Source organism: Litorimonas cladophorae, assembly GCF_014652455.1.
GTDB classification, from domain to species: Bacteria; Pseudomonadota; Alphaproteobacteria; order Caulobacterales; family Maricaulaceae; genus Litorimonas; species Litorimonas cladophorae.
The window spans coordinates 63,062-76,693 of the sequence record NZ_BMYV01000003.1; the positions used below are offsets into that span (position 1 = coordinate 63,062).

Consider the following 13,632-nt stretch of genomic DNA (forward strand, 5'->3'; position numbering starts at 1 on the left):
GCTATTCGTTCAGCGACCAATCATAATCGTAACCCTCAATCTTCGCGCCAGCGTCAAGTGCGGTTTTCAACTCGGGTCCTGCATATTTACGGAAATGATCTAACGTCGCAGATTTTGAACCGCCAAAGTCTTCTCTGAACCAGTCATAGATAGATGATGCCTTGAGTTTACTCCCCTTAATCGCGACGCCGCGCGGGGAGTTTATAAAATCCCGTGCCGCCTGCTCTCGGTCCGCATCCAGCGTCGCGCCGACCCAGATTTTATCACTGAGGTTTGGGCAGCCAATCGAGGCGCAATTGACCATGTAGTGAACCAATGACGGGTTCGCATAGCGCTTACGTAGGATCTCGTGCTCAATTTTGTCCAGACTCAAGGCCGCACCATTGACTGTCACGACATCGCGCTTCCAAGGCCCCATCGAGAAAATTCCGTCTTTAATCTTCCGAATGGATGAAACGGGATAATTCTCCAATACGATTTTCAACGTCAGTGCGTTGTAGAGATTTGCCCAATAGGCGATCTGATTGGCCTCGGACATAGTGTCAGGATTTTGGGTCGCGAGGTAATCGGTATACCCAGAAATCGTTTCCAGCTCCCCTGCAGCTTTGGCACCAGCGTAATCAAAAAGATTGAGGCCAGCATCACCACGAGAGATACGGCGTTTCAAAATATCAGCATAGGCCTGAACGGCGGGCGCAAGGTTTGGCGCTGCGGGTGAAGGCATTGAAACACCTTCTGCGGCCTGTGCGACCTGAGCTACGATGGTCTGCGGTGTTGATGTGGGATCGGCGATAAGGGGCTCACTTTGTATAAGGGACGATGGGCTATCCGCCACAACTGGTTCAAGGACAGCAACGTCTGGCGCTACAAATTGTTCTGGTGTCTTTATTGTATGTGTGACTTCAGCCATGCTGACGGTTGCCTCTCCGCAATCGGGTGCAGCCCAAACCAAGCCGGGAAGCGCCATTGCCGCCATCGTCAGTATCGTCTGAGTCAATAGGGTCAGGCGCATATGAAAATCCTATGTCTTGCGCAGCGTTGAAAGCCTGTTAGGCGGATGATTGCAATGAGTCAGTGAACGCTTAGCTCACGCGCTGTCACGTTTTTGTGCCTGAACTGTGAAATAGCGGCATAAAATTTGTGAAAAAGGTTACATCCAACCGTGAACGCACGTCTTGACAGTGTGGTTACACGCGCGTAGATCGCGCCCCTTGAGATAACTGGCTAGAAACTACTCCGTTTCTGCCCTGCCGAACCGATAAAGAGAAATCCGATGAAACGTACGTTCCAGCCGTCTAACCTTGTCCGCGCCCGTCGTCACGGTTTCCGTGCTCGCATGGCAACTAAGAACGGTCGCGCTATCTTGGCACGCCGTCGCGCAAAAGGCCGTAAAAGCCTTTCCGCATAGTTTGACTGTCTAAGACGGTCCGGCGCGGTGAAAGCCGCTATGACAAATATAAAATTCAAACTCGGAGTGCTGAAAAAGCGTTCCGAGTTTTTGTATGTCCGCAATGGACTTTATTCTGCCAAAGGTGGAGTTGTCGTCCAAATGCGCGAAAATGCCGCCCGCGACGGCATCGGCGTCGGATTCACGGCCACGAAAAAAATTGGGAACGCCGTCATTCGCAACCGCGCGAAACGGCGCCTTCGTGAAGTCGCTCGCGCGCTTTTACCTGAATTGGGACTAACGGGGCACGACTACGTGTTCATCGCCCGCGACTCCACGACTGCGCGGCAATGGACGGACCTCCTTGACGACACGCGTAAAGCCCTCATAACCCTCTCGCGTCGTGCCTCCGGGCCGACAGGGGAAGATAACACTCAGCCTAAGAGCCAGTCCGCATGAACGAACAAAAAAATCTCATTTGGGCTATGATCCTATCGGCGATTGTCGTGTTGCTCTATTTCACATTTGTGGAAGGTCCAATGCAGCAGCGTGCGCGTTTGGATGCGGAAGCCGAGGTCGCACGGGTCACGGCTCAGCAGCCCAGCGAGACATCGACACTGGTCATAGAAGACCCAAAATCCCGCGAGGAACTGATCGCTCAAGGTGAAGCCACGCGAATTGAAATCGATACGCCCGTCTTGAAAGGCTCTTTTTTAACGACAGGCTCGCGCGTTGATGATCTGTCATTGAAGGAATACAACGCCACGCTCGATCCAGAAGATGGCCTTGTCCAACTTCTCAACCCAGCTGGCGGTGACCGCGAAGCCTATATCGCGGATAACTGGACGGCCGTAGATGGCGGATCGGGCACAAGCTCGGCTTGGACAGTTCTGTCCGGCGATAAAATCACGCCAAGTTCCCCCGTTGTCTTGCAAAAACAAGTCGGTGACGTTCGCATTCAACGCGAGTTGAGCGTCGATGATTCCTACCTCATCACGCTCACTGATACGCTGACAAACACGGGATCAACCGAGGCCAATGTTGAGCGCAAAGGCGTGGCCCGGCAAGTTGGTCTTTCTGACGACCTGACAAACTTTTTCATTATCCAAGAAGGCCCTATCTCGGTCATTGACGGAAAATATCACGAGCAGAAATATAAGAAACTGCGCAAGCAGGGCGGCTGGACTATCACCGGTGAAGGTGGCTGGGTTGGCCTAACAGACAAATATTGGCTTCAAGCGGCCATCGCGCCGCAAGGCAGAACCGTCCAAGCCGAATATGATTTCAAACTGATCAACGACAAAGATGTCTATGAAACATCTTACACAACCTCAGCTCTGACCCTGACGCCTGGCGCAACCATTACGTCCGTTGGACACATGATGGCCGCGCCCAAAGACTACAAAATGCTTAACGCCTACGAAGAGGCAGGCATAGGCGACCTGACCAACGCGATTGGCTGGGGTAAAATGAAAATCTTGGTCAAGCCTATCACGCGCTCTTTGTCCTGGTTGGGCGAAAAACTCGGAAGCCTTGGCTTCGGCATCTTGGCTCTGACGTTGCTGATCAAGCTTCTGATGTACCCGTTATATTCCAAACAATATGCATCGCAGGCTAAAATGAAAAAAGTCCAGCCTATGCTGAAAAAGCTTCAGGTGCGGTACAAAGACGACCGTATGAAGCTGCAGCAAGAGATGATGGCACTTTATAAACGAGAAGGCGCCAATCCGGCGGCCGGCTGTTTGCCGATCATTCCGACGATCTTCGTATTCTTCGCGCTTTATAAGGCGGTGTTTATCAACATCGACCTGCGCCATGAGAGCTTCTTAGGTTATATCCAAGATCTCTCGGCGCGCGACCCGCTGTCCATCATCAACGGCTTTGGCCTGTTCCCTTGGTCAGGCATGCCAGATTTCATTCCTGCGTTGCTGACGATTGGGCCGCTCGCGATCCTCTACGGCGCGTCGATGAGCCTGATGTATACGCTAACGCCGACCCCTTCTATGGGCGCGGGCGATCAAGCGGCCATGATGGCGAAAATGATGAAATGGATGCCTTGGATGTTTATGTTCATCCTCGCTGGCTTCCCAGCTGGTCTATTGCTTTACTGGATCTGGAACAACATCCTCTCCTTTGCGCAGCAATATTGGATCACACGCAAAAATGGCGTCGATACACCCGTCGACCAGTTCTTCCGTAAATTGACCGGTCGCCCTGAACCCATCGTCGAAGGCGAAGCCGTCGAGGTTGAGCCCAATTCTGTGAAGAAGACGCCGAAGAAGCCAAAGAAATGACCGAGACCCGTCATGACGACACTGAGGCTTCGGAACCCTTAGGACCTCTGGCGACGACGCCAGAATTTACGAAGAAACAGCTGGAGGACGGTCGCTTACTGTTCTCACGTGACGTGACTTTCATGCTGTCGGTGGTACAGCTTTCGCAGCTACCGCCTCCGAACCGTCCAGAAATTTGTTTTGCGGGACGATCCAACGTCGGTAAATCATCTCTGATCAATGCTCTGACCAATCGGAAAGGCATCGCACGCGCGTCAAACACGCCTGGGCGCACACGGGAATTGAACTATTTCAACGTGGATGACCGCTTAAATCTCGTCGATTTGCCAGGTTACGGTTATGCCCGCGCACCAAAGACGGCCATCTCGACTTGGACTAAATTGACGCGATCCTTCCTGCGGGGTCGTGCCGGTTTGCGCCGGGTCTTCTTACTGATTGATAGCCGACACGGCGTGAAAGATTCTGATCTCGAACTGATGGAAATGCTCGACGATGCGGCCGTAACCTATCAGCTAGTGTTGACGAAAACGGACAAAATTAAGAAGTCAGAACTCGACAAAGTTATGCGCCGCACCTCGCGCACAATTGGGAAACGCCCTGCGGCTCATCCTGAACTGATGGTGACGTCTTCCGAAAAGAAGACAGGCATAGACGATCTACGCGCTGAAATCGCGACCTTGGCGCTGGCGCATCAGCCGCTATAACAGCTGTTATGCAACGCCGTAAAAACGAATCAGGTTGGACCAGTGCTCAGGTTCTGTCAGAGGCCCTTCCATTTATCCAACGCCACACAGGCCGTTGGGTCGTCGTAAAGTTTGGCGGCCACGCGATGGGCAGCGCGGAACTTACCGCTGAATTTGCGAAAGACGTTGTTTTGCTGCGCCAATGCGGTCTACGCCCCGTCGTTGTACATGGCGGCGGTCCTCAAATCGGCTCCATGCTAGAGCGTCTACAAATCAAAACACAGTTCAAGGACGGCCTGCGTGTCTCCGATATGGAGACCGTCGGTGTGGCTGAAATGGTCTTGTCCGGCGCGATCAACAAATCGATTGTCAGTGCGATCAATGTCGCCGGCGGCAAAGCTGTCGGCATCTCTGGCCGCGACGCCCGTTTGATAACGGCGCGCGCAGTCAATGCAGATTTGGGCTTCACGGGCGAACCTGTCGCGACCGACGTCAGCCTGATAGAAACTCTAGCCCATAAAGAAGCTGGGTTCATTCCCGTAATATCCCCCATCAGCGCGGATGACGCCGGCCACGGTTATAACATAAATGCTGACACCGCCGCTGGCGTGATCGCATCTGCATTAGGGGCTAGCCGCCTGATGCTGTTGACCGATATTGAAGGCGTCATGGATAATGATGGTAATCTTCTGACAGACCTCACTTGTGAAGATGCACGAGGTTTGATTTCGAATGGGACAGCAAAAGGCGGCATGATTCCGAAACTTACGACTGCGATTGATGCTGTAGAAGGCGGAGTTGAAGCTGTTGTCATTTTGGATGGACGCAGAGCGCATGGCTTGTTGGTTGAACTCTTCACTGACATGGGCGCAGGAACACTCATTCGGTGATGCGAGCGATTATTCTAAGCTTACTCTGGTGGCTCTGCCCGACCCTTGTGGTGGCTCAAGGTCTCACATCTGCGCCGCAGGAAAATTTGGCGACAACGAACACAACGAATAATTGGGATATTTGTAACGAGACGAGTTACGTTCTTCGTTTCGCTTCGGCTTATATTCGGTCCGACAGATTACAAACTGCGGGTTGGTCCAGCATTCAACCTGGCGCCTGCACAGCAGTTGTGACGCCGAAAAATAGCCCCCGCTTCCTATTCGCGGAAAGCCTGCCCATCCATCGCGGCGGCGTGCGCGAATGGAAAGGCGCTGTAAAACTTTGTGCGACTGAGGATGATTTCGTTTCTGATGCGACCGACAATTGTCAGCTAAAGAATATGGGTACACGGAACTTTTTCCCTGTAGATCCAGTAGAAATCCGAACCGCTTTGATTGAGCCCAATGACTTTGGCGAAACAGCTGAGATCGCGGGGCTACAACGATTATTGCAAGACTCTGGATACAAAATCACCCGAGTGGATGGCTTGTCGGGCAGACGGACCATCCGCACCATAAATGAAGCCAAAGCCGATTTGGCGCTCGACAAGGACGCAACAAACCAGGACCTCATGGCGGCGCTTATTCCTGCGGCCGAGAAAGCGAGAGAAACAGTTGGTCTCGATATTTGCAACGACAGCACATCGCGTGTCTATGGCGCAATTGCCGTTCAAACTGACGGCAATTGGACGTCACGTGGCTGGTGGCCCGTAGAACCAGGGACGTGCGTTAAACCCTATGATCGCAGTCTAATTGGCTCTCAAGCTCACGTATTTGCCTTGCAAGAAGCGACAGATGAAAACGGTGAAACCGCACCTGATCGCCGATTAAGGTCAGAAACCGTTACACCCACGCAATTTTGTATTGCCGAATCTCGTTTCGCGGCGCTTGGTCAGGAAAATTGCCTTGAGCAAGGATATGCTGCGGTCGCATTCCGGCCTGTTCCGACGGAAGCTGATGGACAAATTTTACGCCTAACTGACGCAGATTTTGTAGAGGGCAGTGCAGATGGCTTGCGTCGCTGATCAATCCCGTTAATGCCCCGTTATGTCTTCTACCATGTCACCTGATCTTGCCCATATTGATAGTTGGATATTTGATCTCGACAATACGCTTTATCCTGCGGATGTTGCGTTTTTCAATCAAATCGTCGTCAAGATGAACCAATTCGTCTCTCGCTATCTGTCTTTAGAGCCTGTGGCCGCGCTTCACCTACAGAAGGAATATCTGGCTGAATATGGTACGACACTTTCGGGTATGATGGCCGTTCATGGCATGGATCCAGCCGCCTTTTTAGATTATGTCCATGATGTGGATCTGGACTTCCTGAAGCCCAACCCCGCCCTTCGGAAAGCAATTGCTGCCCTGCCAGGCCAGAAATATATTTTCACAAATGGCTCCAAAGGTCATGCGCGGAATGTGGCGTCACATTTGAAACTTTTTGATCTTTTTGATGGTCATTTTGGGGTCGAGGATACGGGATATATCCCTAAGCCCAAAGCCCATGCTTATGACGTCTTTCTCGATGTATTTAACGTGGACCCAACCAAAGCGATTTTCTTCGAAGACAATCTTCGCAATCTCGAAGTCCCGAAGGAGCTCGGTATGCGCACGGTCCTCCTTGTCTCCGATGAGGATTGGAGCCACGAACCCGAGGCGGCCCGTCCAGCGGGGGCGAACACTGAGGCTGACTTCGTCGACTACGTATCCAACGATTTGGCAAAATGGTTAGAAACCCATACTTAGCGGCGCAAGTCGGCCTCTGTCAGTGTACCGTCTTCGATTAGGATACGTGTTGGCAGACTATAGACTTGCAGAACCTGGTTGTCTCGCGTCGATGTAAACACGAGGTTCTGTTTGTCGGGTGTGAATCTAGCGCCGAAATCAGCGGCGGCGCTGTTTAAAGATGGGCCCAGATTTTGTGGCTCAGACCATGATCCATCTAGCTTACGAGACACAAAAATATCGCTGGCCCCTGATCCACCTCGATCTGGGTAGCTCAACAACATCAACCCGCCCTCGGGTGAAACCCAGCCGTAAGTGTCGCGCAAGGGCGAATTTAACGGCGTACCCAAAGCTTTGGCGGGCGCTAATTTGCCGTCGGCTTGCCGCTCCGCGATAAAAATGTCCCGCTCGCCTACCGCGTCCAACCTTTCTGACCAGAAATAGAGGTCCCCTGCATCGGTCAATTGCGGGGCGGTTTCATTGTGAACATAGCGAAGCGTTGCGACTGCTCCATGTCGCGGACGGTTAAGGTCGGCCAGCTCACCATAGACCAGATCCAAAGGTTCAGGCACGGCATCGTTATTGGTCAAATCTAAACGATAAAGATCAAAGTCCTCTCGTACACTCAAGTTTGAATAATTCTCGCGCTTCGCAGACCAAGAGAACAGAAGGTATTTTCCATCTGGCGATACGCTTGGCCAATCCACTCTCCCGGCTTGAGGCAAAGACACTGGTCGAGATTTTTGCCAAACCCCAACGATCTTTTGCGAAATCTGCAAAGTCTGAGGACACGGACCGATTTGCGCGCAATCGCTCTGCGGAAAGTACGCCGTCAGACCATCAGGCGTGAAAGCGGGCGTGAGTGTAATCTGGCCTACCTTGTTTATTGAACCCTCGGCGAATTTTGCCGGCAGCTCATTTGCGACTGCGGCGAATGGGACCAGAACGCCAAGTATAAGAATTAAGGGCTTCATGTTCTATCTACGAGATGAATGCCCAGTTCAGATGTCATCTCTGCGGCATCGCGCGCCTTGACCACGGACATCTCACTACCCACATAGGTGGTATGAAAGATCGCTCAAAATCTGCCATTGCATTGAATATGAATGCCGTAAATTGCCCACGCTGCAACCTACGTCAGCCAAAACTCCGCATGCCCCGCACATTGCGCCAATTTTTCTTTGGTGGTTGGACCTGCGAACGTTGCCACACGGATATGGATAGCTTCGGGCGACCTGTTTTCAAACACTAGCGGTCCGCTCGTCTTGACCGTGCCGCTATGCCACCCTATCTGGTGCCCATGACAATTCGACCCATATTGACCGTCCCTAACCCGATCTTGAAAGAGGTTTCCAAGCCTGTGGCTGAGGTCACGGATGCCACGCGGAAGCTGATGGATGATATGCTTGAGACGATGTACGCCGCGCCTGGCATTGGGTTGGCGGCTGTGCAGATCGGCGAGCCTGTGAATGTCATTGTGATGGATTTGGCGCGTGAAGGCGAAGACCCTCAACCGAAATATTTCGTTAATCCAGAAATTTTGGAAACCGTCGAAGAGATGCAGCCTTATCAAGAGGGCTGTTTGTCTGTTCCCGATGTATATGACGATGTGGACCGCTCCGAGCGGGTGCAAATCACCTACCTAGACTACAATGGTAAGCGTGTGACGGAATGGGCCGAAGGCTTATACGCGGTCTGCATTCAGCATGAGATGGATCACTTGAAGGGTATCGTCTTCATTGATTACCTTTCCCGTTTGAAACGCGAACGCGCGGTGAAGAAGGTTCTAAAGGGCGAAAAGCTCAAGGCCGCGGGATAATGGTAAAACGGTACAGGAATGGCCTCGTCATATTTTGCCTAGGTTTAACCGTGCAAGCTCAAATTTTTATGATGATGGGCGTTAATTTTCCAACCACTCTGAGCCCTTACATCAGCGGCCGTTTTTGTTTTTAAATAGGCCAGTATGACCCTCAATGTTGTTTTTATGGGCACGCCCGAATTTGCCGTGCCCTCCCTCGCAGAGATCATTGCCTCTGGTCACAATGTTGTGCGCGTTTATACCCAACCGCCACGTCGCGCGGGACGCGGCAAGCACCTGACAAAGTCACCTGTCCACCAATTTGCCAAAGTCATGGGCCTCCCCGTCGAAACGCCAGAGAGCTTTCGCAAATCTAAGATCATCGACGGGCTAGAGTCCCTTAATGCTGATGTCGCTTGCGTAGTCGCCTATGGACAAATTCTACCACAGCGCGCGCTGGATGCCCCGACTTACGGGTGCCTCAATCTTCACGGCTCGCTTCTGCCGCGTTGGCGCGGCGCGGCGCCAGTCCAACGCGCAATTATGGCGGGCGATACTCAAACAGGTGTCCAAATCATGCAAATGGCCAAGGGCTTGGACACGGGCGACATATTGCTGTCCGAAGCCACCGACATACGCGCCTCAGACACAGCCGAAACATTGTCCCAACGCCTGTCACAACTGGGCGCGCAGATCTGGCCACGAGCTTTGGGCGCCATAGAGCGTGAGGCCCTGACCTCCACACCGCAGACGGGGGAACCAACCTACGCGCATAAGATCGACAAAGCCGAAGCCCGTATTGACTGGTCTCGCCCCGCGCAGGAATTGGATTGTCATATTAGAGGTTTATCGCCCTTCCCTGGGGCCTGGACAGAATATGACGAAACTCGCGTGAAAATTCTGATGTGTGAGAATATTTCTGAGCGTGGCAATAAACCCGGTGATTACCATCCTGGCACCCTTTTGCGACGCGAAGAGCAGGTCGAGGTTTGCTGCGGCGCAGGAGGCGAAACGCTTTTGCGTCTTTTGCGTGTTCAACCCGCAGGCAAAGCAGCCATGTCAGCGCAAGACTTTATGCGAGGATACAAACACGACGCCATCATCGGCTTTGATTAAATGGCCCGCTTTAAACTGACGATCGAGTATGACGGCGGTCCTTTTCAGGGATGGCAGCGCCAAGATCATGCTGAAACGGTACAAGGTGCGATGGAAGCAGCAGCGACTCGTTTGAACGGGTCGCCGGTCACGGTTTATGGGTCGGGTCGAACCGATAGTGGCGTGCATGGATTGGCTCAAATTGCACATGCCGACTTCGACAAACCGTTGCGAGCCGATCAAGTCCGTGATGCGCTAAACTATCATCTTAAAAATCATCCTATCTCTGTCTTGGCGGCCGAAGCCGTTGACGATGAATTTCATGCGCGCTTTGACGCGACCGAGCGACAATATCTATATCGCATCGTTGACCGTCGCGCCCGGCTTGCCTTGGACCGCGGTCGCGTGTGGCGGGTGCCAGTGAAGCTAGACGTCGACGCCATGCATGACGCCGCGCAAGTGTTGATCGGCCAACATGATTTCACGACATTTCGCGATGGACAATGCCAAGCCAAAAGCCCTGTAAAAACGCTGGATGAAATTACGGTCCTACGTGCAGGTCACGAAATTCATTTACATTACCGCGCGCGGTCCTTTTTGCACAAACAAGTCCGTAGCTTTACGGGCAGCCTTGTCGAAGTGGGTCTTGGCAAATGGGACGCTGAAGATATGCAAGCCGCATTAGAGGCCAAACAAAGAACAGAGTGTGGTCCGGTCGCCCCGCCCGATGGGTTGTATCTGGTTAAAGTGGTTTATTGATCAACCTTAACCCCGTTCTTTGAGAGCGGGGACCAATTTTATGCACTTAGGGCGAGCTGAACGAACGTCAGGCTCACTGCGACGATAATGCACCCCAAAAGTGTCGCCATCCCCCATGAGAATTCTGCGACTTTCTGGGCGAGTCGAATGTCAGCCGCCAGCAATCCAAGATAAGCGGCAAAGGCGACGCCATTTGCGACCATAAAGGGTAAGATACCCAAGCCAACCAATCCGAACATCAAGCCCGCAATACCCACGAGGGCAAAGACCGTCCAATTGCGCGTGATGACCCAAGGGCGGGCTCGGTCCATTTTCTCAAATATCATTCCAATGAGATAGGCCAGTGCAGGAAACGCAAAGAGCCAAAGGCCTGCTACCAACACAAAGGGCAGGACACTTGGCAGGATCACATCTGAATCAGCCAATCGTGCACGTTCTGTTTGCACGCCCAACACAACAAGCCAGAGCGGCATCAAGCTGGCCGTCAATCCGCCAAAGGAGGCCTTCAGTCCTCTTCGGGAGAGATCGAAATAAACTTCCCAATTCGGCCAATTTCCGAGAACGGCAAAAACGCCGAGAAGTGGTTTTGTAATTCGCATGATTTGCCACTATGTTAGGAACACAATAGCTGCAAGGAGACTCCATGCCAAAACTCGATCTCAGCCAAATTGAGCCCCACATTGGAAGTAATTATCCGGCACCATTTGATACACCTTGTAAGGCTCGTAGTGGGTTGCGCCTGTCTGAGGCTGGCGAAGTCACCCAGTTTGGTGCGAACCTGATGACCCTATCTCCAGGGGCGTGGAGTTCGCAGCGTCATCATCATTCGACCGAAGACGAAATCGTAATGATCATATCTGGACACCCAACGCTTTATGAAAGCTCTACAGGTGTCCCTCTCTCTCCTGGTGATGTCACGGTTCATCCGATGGGCAACGGCATCGGGCATCATATGAAAAATGAGACCGATGCAGATGTGATCTACCTCGTTGTCGGTGGACGAAACCCGGAAACTGATAGCGCCGTTTATCCTGACATCGACTTGGACCTACCTGCCAATGGCACGCCTGATCGTATCTACCAGCATAAGGATGGCACCCCGTACTAATTATTCCGCGGGCACAACTGTTTCAGGTAACGCGCAGAAAATCCCTGTCGGGCCATGCATACAATAGCCCTGCGGGTTTTTCGCGAGATATTGCTGATGATAGTCTTCGGCCGCGTGATAAACCTCAGGCGCCGAACGCAATTCCGTCGTTAGTGGTCGCCCATAGGCTTCGGCATAGCGCGCGATAGCGGCCTTAGTTTGCTCCATCTGCGCATCGGAATAGGTGAAGACAGCACTGCGATATTGCGGGCCAACATCATTGCCTTGGCGGTCGCCTTGGGTCGGATCGTGATGTTCGAAAAAGACTTTCAGGATTTCATCAAAGCTGATGACCGTTGGATCAAACACAACATGGCACATTTCGGCATGTCCCGTTTTGCCTGTACAGACCAGGCGATAATCAGGCTTTGGCGTGTGTCCGCCCGAATAGCCGACGCTGGTGACGTGAACGCCGTCGAGTTTCCATAAGATGCGTTCCGCACCCCAGAAACAGCCAAAGCCAAGTTGGACCTGCTCGAACCCATCTGGAATGGCTGCGAACATATCTTCGCCATTGATGTAGTGTTTGTGGTTTTCACACAGGCTCAAATCCATCCGGCTCATAATCGTCTCTTATCTATAGCATTGACTTGAGGGCATCGCCGATCAGTTTCACAAATCGCGCAACACCCGCTTCGGTGTCGATGTGGTCTTGGCGTATCTCGATTGCAAGATGCGGCAAAGCGCGCGGCGCTATGTGGAGGTCAACCGTATGGTTGAGGTCCATCGCCGAATAGGGCTCATTAATGCCAACGGAATATTCGCGCGCGAGTTGGTTTAGCAGCAGCTTAAAGCGTTCTGCGCTGGCTTTGTCATGTTTGACCAGCAAGCCCATATCGAGACGGCGCCGCTCGCCCATATGGGGTTTCGGCGTGAAAGAATGGACGGAAATCGTCAGCGGGCTGTTCTGTGCGCTGAGCTGTTTAGACAGGGCCTGATGATAGGGTGCATAAAGCGTGTCGATCCGTTCTTGGCGCACCTCTGCATCGACGTCTTGGTTGCCGGGAATGACGGTGCCATCCGAATCTTTCGGGATCAGGCTGTCCATACGTTTGCTGCGGTTCGGATCAATCAGCAGGCGCGAAAATCCCGCCACAATCCCGCCGCAGCCAAAGCGCGCACACAGCCCGCGAATGAGTGCCTCAGTCCCAATATCCCACGCTATGTGGCGCGTGAGGTCTTCGCCGGTGAGGCCAAGATCGCCATAACGCTCGGGGATATGACGCGAGGCGTGATCGCCAAAGAGGAAGAGCGGGACGTCGGATGTCGACGGAATAATGTGAAAGGGTTCGGACATATGCGCCTGTGATAACAGAAGTGAGCGGAAGATGTAGCGCTGTTATCATGTCCAAGATGAACCTGCCCTGCGTCAGTCGACACGTGTCAACAACCCAAGCGCCATCGCTCACAGCCCGGGTTGAAACTTGGGTTTCAACATGAGAGACGACTAACCGATTGTTTAACCCAACGCGGGTTGGGTTGGCGGGCGGCAACCCGCAAATCAAGGGACAAGCCCTTGTGAAAAAGGACTGTCCGCAGGATCAGCACTCACGACGGAGTACCGAAGTAGAAAAGTGTTTTACGCAAGTAATAATCCTGCGGCGGTGCTGACGAACAACGGCCTCACTTGATTGCACCCGTTCCAGAGTGTCAGGCACGCGCTACTCGGCTCCCTTATACTGGCGTTACCCCGCATAAATAAGCACACCGTCTTCCAGACCAGCAAGTAACGTCTCACCTGTCCCATGTCCGAAAGAACCCTTGTAAGTTACCACAGGTTTTTGGGCCGGGGATTCAGTTTTTTGAAACGGCGGT

General features: G+C 52.7%; 17 protein-coding genes. 12 read left to right on the top strand and 5 right to left on the bottom strand.

The window, feature by feature from the left end:
- Position 1 precedes the first annotated feature (1 nt).
- Complete coding sequence (locus IE073_RS12190; protein WP_189586483.1) at positions 2 to 1,012, bottom strand: DUF547 domain-containing protein; 1,011 nt, start codon at positions 1,010 to 1,012, stop codon at positions 2 to 4.
- A 261-nt stretch (positions 1,013 to 1,273) separates the two neighbouring features.
- Here IE073_RS12190 and rpmH point away from each other — a divergent pair, with 261 nt between their 5' ends.
- From rpmH to IE073_RS12225, 7 genes are read left to right on the top strand one after another with little or no spacing between them, the layout of a single operon-like run.
- A complete protein-coding gene (gene rpmH / locus IE073_RS12195; protein WP_189586486.1) occupies positions 1,274 to 1,408 on the top strand; it encodes a 50S ribosomal protein L34 in 135 nt (44 codons plus the stop codon).
- 39 nt (positions 1,409 to 1,447) lie between these two features.
- Entirely contained in the window at positions 1,448 to 1,846 is a 399-nt protein-coding gene (gene rnpA, locus IE073_RS12200) for a ribonuclease P protein component (protein ID WP_189586489.1), read from the top strand.
- On the top strand, positions 1,843 to 3,681 hold the full coding sequence (gene yidC / locus IE073_RS12205; protein ID WP_189586492.1) for a membrane protein insertase YidC: 1,839 nt from the start codon (positions 1,843 to 1,845) through the stop codon (positions 3,679 to 3,681). The genes rnpA and yidC overlap by 4 nt, the downstream gene beginning before the upstream one ends.
- Positions 3,678 to 4,385, top strand: a complete 708-nt coding sequence (gene yihA / locus IE073_RS12210) for a ribosome biogenesis GTP-binding protein YihA/YsxC (protein ID WP_189586495.1) — start codon at positions 3,678 to 3,680, stop codon at positions 4,383 to 4,385. The genes yidC and yihA overlap by 4 nt, the downstream gene beginning before the upstream one ends.
- 8 nt (positions 4,386 to 4,393) lie before the next feature.
- Positions 4,394 to 5,254 carry an acetylglutamate kinase gene (gene argB, locus IE073_RS12215; protein WP_189586498.1) on the top strand — a complete coding sequence of 287 codons (861 nt, stop codon included), beginning with the start codon at positions 4,394 to 4,396 and terminating at the stop codon, positions 5,252 to 5,254.
- Positions 5,254 to 6,318, top strand: a complete 1,065-nt coding sequence (locus tag IE073_RS12220) for a DUF1036 domain-containing protein (RefSeq protein WP_189586501.1) — start codon at positions 5,254 to 5,256, stop codon at positions 6,316 to 6,318. Before argB ends, IE073_RS12220 begins: the two co-directional genes overlap by 1 nt.
- A gap of 22 nt (positions 6,319 to 6,340) precedes the next feature.
- On the top strand, positions 6,341 to 7,039 hold the full coding sequence (locus tag IE073_RS12225) for a pyrimidine 5'-nucleotidase (RefSeq protein WP_189586504.1): 699 nt from the start codon (positions 6,341 to 6,343) through the stop codon (positions 7,037 to 7,039).
- Here IE073_RS12225 and IE073_RS12230 read toward each other — a convergent pair.
- On the bottom strand, positions 7,036 to 7,992 hold the full coding sequence (locus tag IE073_RS12230) for a TolB-like translocation protein (protein ID WP_189586507.1): 957 nt from the start codon (positions 7,990 to 7,992) through the stop codon (positions 7,036 to 7,038). The genes IE073_RS12225 and IE073_RS12230 overlap by 4 nt on opposite strands.
- A gap of 92 nt (positions 7,993 to 8,084) precedes the next feature.
- Between IE073_RS12230 and IE073_RS12235 the strand changes: the two genes are divergently transcribed.
- The 4 genes from IE073_RS12235 (at position 8,085) to truA (ending at position 10,670) form a co-directional block, all read left to right on the top strand.
- A complete protein-coding gene (locus tag IE073_RS12235; protein ID WP_189586510.1) occupies positions 8,085 to 8,270 on the top strand; it encodes a hypothetical protein in 186 nt (61 codons plus the stop codon).
- Between the two features lie 48 nt (positions 8,271 to 8,318).
- Complete coding sequence (gene def, locus IE073_RS12240; protein WP_189586513.1) at positions 8,319 to 8,837, top strand: peptide deformylase; 519 nt, start codon at positions 8,319 to 8,321, stop codon at positions 8,835 to 8,837.
- A 144-nt stretch (positions 8,838 to 8,981) separates the two neighbouring features.
- Positions 8,982 to 9,932, top strand: a complete 951-nt coding sequence (gene fmt / locus IE073_RS12245; RefSeq protein WP_189586517.1) for a methionyl-tRNA formyltransferase — start codon at positions 8,982 to 8,984, stop codon at positions 9,930 to 9,932.
- Entirely contained in the window at positions 9,933 to 10,670 is a 738-nt protein-coding gene (gene truA / locus IE073_RS12250; RefSeq protein WP_189586520.1) for a tRNA pseudouridine(38-40) synthase TruA, read from the top strand. It abuts the gene before it with no gap.
- Between the two features lie 38 nt (positions 10,671 to 10,708).
- Here the strand turns inward: truA and IE073_RS12255 are convergent, their stop codons facing one another.
- The gene (locus tag IE073_RS12255) at positions 10,709 to 11,269 is read right to left on the bottom strand and encodes a hypothetical protein (RefSeq protein WP_189586523.1); all 561 of its coding nucleotides are present in this window, start codon (positions 11,267 to 11,269) and stop codon (positions 10,709 to 10,711) included.
- Between the two features lie 44 nt (positions 11,270 to 11,313).
- Between IE073_RS12255 and IE073_RS12260 the strand changes: the two genes are divergently transcribed.
- Positions 11,314 to 11,778, top strand: a complete 465-nt coding sequence (locus tag IE073_RS12260; RefSeq protein ID WP_189586526.1) for a cupin domain-containing protein — start codon at positions 11,314 to 11,316, stop codon at positions 11,776 to 11,778.
- Here IE073_RS12260 and msrA read toward each other — a convergent pair whose 3' ends face one another.
- Both msrA and IE073_RS12270 read right to left on the bottom strand, forming a co-directional pair.
- On the bottom strand, positions 11,779 to 12,381 hold the full coding sequence (gene msrA / locus IE073_RS12265; protein WP_189586529.1) for a peptide-methionine (S)-S-oxide reductase MsrA: 603 nt from the start codon (positions 12,379 to 12,381) through the stop codon (positions 11,779 to 11,781).
- Between the two features lie 13 nt (positions 12,382 to 12,394).
- Entirely contained in the window at positions 12,395 to 13,114 is a 720-nt protein-coding gene (locus IE073_RS12270) for an N-formylglutamate amidohydrolase (protein ID WP_189586532.1), read from the bottom strand.
- Positions 13,115 to 13,632: the final 518 nt, after the last annotated feature.